Below are 5,178 nucleotides of genomic sequence, written 5' to 3'. Positions count from 1 at the left end.
TCGCCACGGCCCGCGACGAGAAGACCGACCCGGTCGACGCGGTCGTCGACCTCCTGGGCGGCCGAGAGCTGTTCGGCGGCAAGGTCGTCGACGTGCACCGGGCCACCACGACCGGCTTCGCACGCGGGCGCGCACGCATCGACGGTGACGCCGGTGCGACGCTGACTCTCCAGTTCCAGAACGAGCACCTCGTGGCAGAGGCCGACGAGGCGGTTCTCGCGACCACTCCCGACCTGATCATGGTGCTCGACGGCGAGTCCGGCGAGCCGATCACGACCGAGGGCCTGCGCTACGGGCAGCGGGTGCGGGTGATCGCGGCTCCGGCGGATGAGCGCTGGCATTCGGAGGCCGCCCTCGCGATGGTGGGCCCCGGCTACTTCGGCTATGACATGCCGGCGCACCGTTTCGACGGCAGCATCTCCACCGGATCGGCGTCGGCGGGAGCCGCGGCATGAGCTGGCAGCTCACGGCTGCCGACCTCCCCGATCTTGCCCGCGGCGCGACGCTCCTCGGCACGGGCGGAGGCGGCGACCCCTACATCGGCAAGATGCTGGTCGAGCGGGTGCTGGGGAAGGGGAGCATCACGATCCTCGACCCGGACGAGCTCGCCGACGACCTGTTCGTGATCCCGACGGCGCAGATGGGCGCCCCGACCGTGATGATCGAGAAGATCCCGGCCGGGACGGAGCCCACGCTCGCCCTGCGCACGCTCGAGGAGCACCTCGGACGGACCGCGGACGCGACCATGCCGATCGAGTGCGGCGGCATCAACTCGATGATCCCGCTCATCGTCGCGGCCGAGACCGGGCTCCCGGTGGTGGACGCCGACGGCATGGGCCGCGCGTTCCCCGAGCTGTCCATGGAGACCTTCGCCGTGTACGGCGTGCACGGGTCGCCGCTCGCGCTCGCCGGGGAACGCGGGGAGAAGGTCGTGATCGACACCGGCGACGACGACCGGCAGATGGAGTGGCTCGCCCGCGGCATCACCATCCGCCTCGGTGGCGTCGGTCACATCGCGGAGTACGCGATGACCGGAGCCGACGTCCGGCGAACGGCCGTGCCCCGCACGATCTCGATGGCACTCGCGCTCGGCCGCGCCATCCGGGTCGCCCGAGAGGAGCACCGTTCGCCGTTCGAGGCGATCGCCGACACCCTCTCGACGACTCTCTACCCGCACCTGCGTGAGCTCTGCGTCGGCAAGGTCATCGACGTGGAACGCCGCACGACAGAGGGCTTCGCCAAGGGGCGGGCGGTCATCGCACCGCTCGGGGCGGAGGAGGGCGACACGTTCGAGATCTCCTTCCAGAACGAGAACCTCATCGCCCACCGTGGAGAGACGCTCGTGGCGATCGTGCCCGACCTCATCTGCGTCGTCGACCACGAGACCGCCGAGCCGATCACGACCGAGGGGCTCCGGTACGGACAGCGCGTGCGGGTGCTGGGCATCTCCACTCCCGAGATGATGCGCACTCCCGATGCGCTCGCCGCGTTCGGCCCGTCCGCATTCGGGCTCTCGGCGGAGTTCGTCCCGGTGGAGACGCTGTCCGCAGGCGAGGGCGTTTCTCCCTAGGCTGGAGCGCATGATGCTGCAGCGCGACGACCTCACGGCGCTCGCCCGCGGCTATGCGCTGCTCGGCTCGGGCGGCGGCGGCTCGACCACCATGCTCGAACTCATGCTCGCGCGGGCGACGGACTGGCCCATCGAGGTCTCCCCGGTCTCCTCGCTCGACCCCGCCACGCCCTGTCTCGGGGTCGCGTTCGTGGGGTCGACGATGCTGCTCGGGGAGCGGCTTCCGGGGGAGGAGCCGTTCGCCCGCCTCCTCGACGCGGTCGAGCGCTGGGTCGGGCATCCGGTTCCCGCGGTCTGCTCGCTCGAAGGCGGGGGGATGAACGGGCTCGCACCGCTGACGCTCGCCGGATCTCACGTCGTGCTCGACGCGGACTGCACCGGCCGCGCCGTGCCGGGGCTGGACCAGATGTCGCTCTTCGTCGACAGCGTGCCGGGGCTCGTCTTCGCCTGCGACACGGGTGCCGACGGAGTCGCGCTCGTCGAGGCGCATCGGGCCATCGACGCCGAGCGCGTCGTGCGATCGGCGATCATCCAGGCCGGCGGTGTCGGCTGTGCGGTGCTCGGCGGCTTCACCGTCGGCGATCTGCGGGAGCACGCGATCGGAGGCCACCTCGCGTACGCGCTCGAGCTCGGCAGGGCCTACCTCGCCGCCGCCGCTGCTCCGCTTCCCCTCCTCGCCGACGCTCTGGGGGCCGAGCTGCTCGCCGAAGGACGTATCGTCTCGGTCGCGCCCTCGCTCCAGGACCCGCACGTGAACGCGGTCGAGATCAGCGGTCTCGGCGGCGCGGTGCACCGCGTGGTCACCCGATCCGAGGCGCTGGCCGTGCTCACCGACGGACTCCTCGTCGCCTCGGCCCCCACCATCATCGTGATCGTCGATGCGGTGTCCCGGGAGATCCTCGAGGTCACCGAACTGGGCCTCGCCCGGAACGTGGCGGTCTTCGCCGTCCCCGCGCCCGAGTGGTGGAACACGCGGTCCGACCGGCGGTCCCAGGTGGTGCCGTCGGCGTACGGTCTCGACGATCTGGATGCAGCGTGATCGAGCGGCTGCGGTTGAGCGCATTGCTCGCCCATGCGGAGAACGGCGGGCTGCGGCGAATCGCCGGCCCTGCGGATACCGCCTGGGAGGCGGTCGCTGTCGGAGCGGGGGAGGCGGAGCTGACGGACAGCGGTGCGGACCGCCTGGCGATCGTCACCTCGACGGCCCCGAGCGCGACCTGGCAGCAGGACGCGCTGCTGCGACGACTGCGGGACCGCGGTTTCACGGGACTCGCCCTCCCCGGCGCGGCCGGCTTCGATGCGGGCGCGTTCCGGCTCGCCGACCGCATCGGCCTGTGTCTGCTCGACGTCGAGCGCCCTGTGCAGCTCGCGAAGGCCTGCTGGATGCTGCTCGAGGCCCGTGACGCGCTGACGCTCAGCCAGGTGCGCAAGGTCGCCCAGTCCTTCGAGTACGCCGCCGACGACCTCGCCGATCTGCTGGGGCACATCGCGGCGAACCTCGGTGTCGGGGCCGCATTGATCGACTCGTCCGGGGTTCTCCAGGAGGCAGGAGCCCACCTCGACGAACACCTGCATGCCGCGATCGGCTTCGATTCCTGGCTCGATCAGGCGAAGGCCGGCGACTCCGCGGCGGCTTCGGTGCGCGTCGACAGTCCAGGGCGCAGCGGCCTGCGGCTCGTGCTCTTCGGACGCGGGCTCGGAGAGGCGCAGGTGCAGTCGCTCTCGGTCGCGGCAGAGATCGCGATGCCCGCAGTCGCGGCGCGCATCCTGATCGACGAGGTGGCGGCCGTGAACGACGTCGCCGTGTCGTCAGGTCTGCTTCGGGACTTCGTCGACCTGCACGGGGCCGCCGATGCCGACGTCGAGCGTCGCATGGCGGAGCGCGGCTGGCGCACGGGCGGGCACCACATCGGCTTCCGTGTGGTGGCGAGGGGACGACTCGATTCCTTCTCGCTGCTGCGGTCGGTGAGCGCCGGTCTCTCCGCGATCGACGGCGAGGCGCATGCGACCACGGCGGGCCGCGGACTCAGCGGATGGCTGTCGTTCCCGGAAGCCCCGCATCCGGATCGGGTGGAGCGCGCCGTCGCCTCACTGCGGGAACTCCACCTCGCCGTGCTGCGCGATTTCGCGGTGGCGACCGGTGTCGGGTCGCTGCAGGCCGGGGCGGAAGGTCTGGCCACGACCCTGGACGAGGCCGGCGACGCGGCGCGCATCGCCGCATCGCGATCCGCGACCGGGTGGTTCGTGCGTGTCGACAGCCTCGGCCTGGAGCAGCTGCTGCTCGCCTGGACCGGGAACGACACCTTCGTCCCGGCGGCGGAATCGCTGTTGGCGCCGTTGCGCGACGGCGGTGGGGAGCTGCTCACCACGCTCTCCGCCTACCTCGATCACGAGTCCGGCATCGCGGCGACGGCGAGTGCGCTCGGCCTGCACCGCAACACGGTCATGGTCCGGATCCGGCGCGTGCAGGAACTCCTCGGTATCGACATGACCGACCCCGAGGCGCGGCTGGCCCTGCACCTCGCATGTCGAGCCGTGCAGCCGCGCTGAGCGGTGCCCGCTCACTCCTCCGGATCGCCGTGCAGCATCCACGGGATGCCGAAGCGGTCGACGAGCATCCCGAAGAGCCCGCCCCACGGCGGCACGTCCAGGGGCATCGTGATCGTGGCCCCGTCGGCCAGCTTCTCCCACACCGCACGGGTCGCGTCCTGCGAGTTGCCGCTGAGCGAGACCGAGAAGCCCTGCGGCTTCTCGTAGGGCATGCCGTCGGGCGAATCGGATGCCATGAGGACGAGCCCACCGGGTGCATCGAGCTGGGCATGCATGACGAGATCCTTCTGGCTCGGATCCTGCACCATGTCGGGGAACTCTCCGAAGGTGTTGATCACGAGCTCACCGCCGAGCACGCCCTGATAGAACTCCATCGCCTCACGGGCTTCGGTGCGGAACGAGAGATACGGGTTGAGGGCAGGCATGAGGACTCCAGGAGGTGAGAGGTGAGACTACGGCACCGCTGACGCTCAGTCTGCGCCGCGGGCCTTGCCTCCGCAAGAGATCCGACGAGGACGGGCGGGCTCAGGCCGGGAGAGCCTTGACCGCTGCGGTGAGCACCTGGGGAACCGTGGGCACGCCCGTGGCTCGGAACACCTCGACTCCCGATGAATCGCGGATGATCACGGTCGGCGTGTGGTCGATGTCGAGTGCCTCCGCGGCGTCCGGATCCTGAGCGACATCGATCTCGGTCACCGTCGCATCCGGCAGGAATCGAGCGGCGTCGGCCAACACCGACCGAGTGCGTGCGCAGGCGCCGCAGAACGACGATGACACCAGGGTCAGCTCCATCCCCGCCTCCTCGGATCCGCGATGCTTCTCCCGGATGCAACCGACGACCGTGCTGGCCTGTTCCCGGAGCTAGGACGCGAGCCACTCGTCGAACGTCTGGACGCCCAGGTCCGCATCGGGCCCGGGCAGGGCATGCCCCGCGCGCATCCCCGCCATCTGCGGCCCCGGCACGTTCAGGGCCGGTATCCACCCGCGGTACCCCTCGCGGCGGGCGAAGGCGCGGATCATGGTCGCGAGGCTCTCCTCGCGCGGGCCGGCGCAGTCGC

General features: G+C 71.0%; 6 protein-coding genes and 1 pseudogene. 4 read left to right on the top strand and 3 right to left on the bottom strand.

Annotated elements, in window-relative coordinates; all coding sequences use genetic code 11:
* From ACNPM4_RS12080 to ACNPM4_RS12065, 4 genes are all read left to right on the top strand, one after another.
* A partial coding sequence (locus ACNPM4_RS12080; RefSeq protein WP_448985848.1) for an S-methyl thiohydantoin desulfurase domain-containing protein occupies window positions 1-455 on the top strand: 455 nt, incomplete at its 5' end.
* The gene (locus ACNPM4_RS12075; RefSeq protein WP_029263813.1) at window positions 452-1,570 is read left to right on the top strand and encodes a DUF917 domain-containing protein; all 1,119 of its coding nucleotides are present in this window, start codon (window positions 452-454) and stop codon (window positions 1,568-1,570) included. The genes ACNPM4_RS12080 and ACNPM4_RS12075, both read left to right, overlap by 4 nt.
* A gap of 10 nt (window positions 1,571-1,580) precedes the next feature.
* Window positions 1,581-2,609 (top strand): S-methyl thiohydantoin desulfurase domain-containing protein, encoded by a 1,029-nt coding sequence (locus ACNPM4_RS12070; protein ID WP_372468445.1) that lies wholly within the window; start codon window positions 1,581-1,583, stop codon window positions 2,607-2,609.
* A complete protein-coding gene (locus tag ACNPM4_RS12065) occupies window positions 2,606-4,120 on the top strand; it encodes a PucR family transcriptional regulator (RefSeq protein ID WP_029263815.1) in 1,515 nt (504 codons plus the stop codon). The genes ACNPM4_RS12070 and ACNPM4_RS12065 overlap by 4 nt, the downstream gene beginning before the upstream one ends.
* 11 nt (window positions 4,121-4,131) lie before the next feature.
* Here the strand turns inward: ACNPM4_RS12065 and ACNPM4_RS12060 are convergent, their stop codons facing one another.
* The 3 genes and pseudogenes from ACNPM4_RS12060 to ACNPM4_RS12050 form a co-directional block, all read right to left on the bottom strand.
* The gene (locus ACNPM4_RS12060; RefSeq protein ID WP_105711116.1) at window positions 4,132-4,545 is read right to left on the bottom strand and encodes a VOC family protein; all 414 of its coding nucleotides are present in this window, start codon (window positions 4,543-4,545) and stop codon (window positions 4,132-4,134) included.
* Window positions 4,546-4,645: 100 nt separating this feature from the next.
* Window positions 4,646-4,912, bottom strand: coding sequence for a glutaredoxin domain-containing protein (locus ACNPM4_RS12055; protein WP_029263817.1), 267 nt, complete (start codon window positions 4,910-4,912; stop codon window positions 4,646-4,648).
* A 69-nt stretch (window positions 4,913-4,981) separates the two neighbouring features.
* Window positions 4,982-5,178, bottom strand: a pseudogene (locus ACNPM4_RS12050) (3-beta hydroxysteroid dehydrogenase); the annotation flags it as partial.

Source organism: Microbacterium umsixpiens (assembly GCF_053543675.1).
Note: the sequence above shows the minus strand (reverse complement) of the source record. Positions and strands in the feature narration are given on the sequence as shown.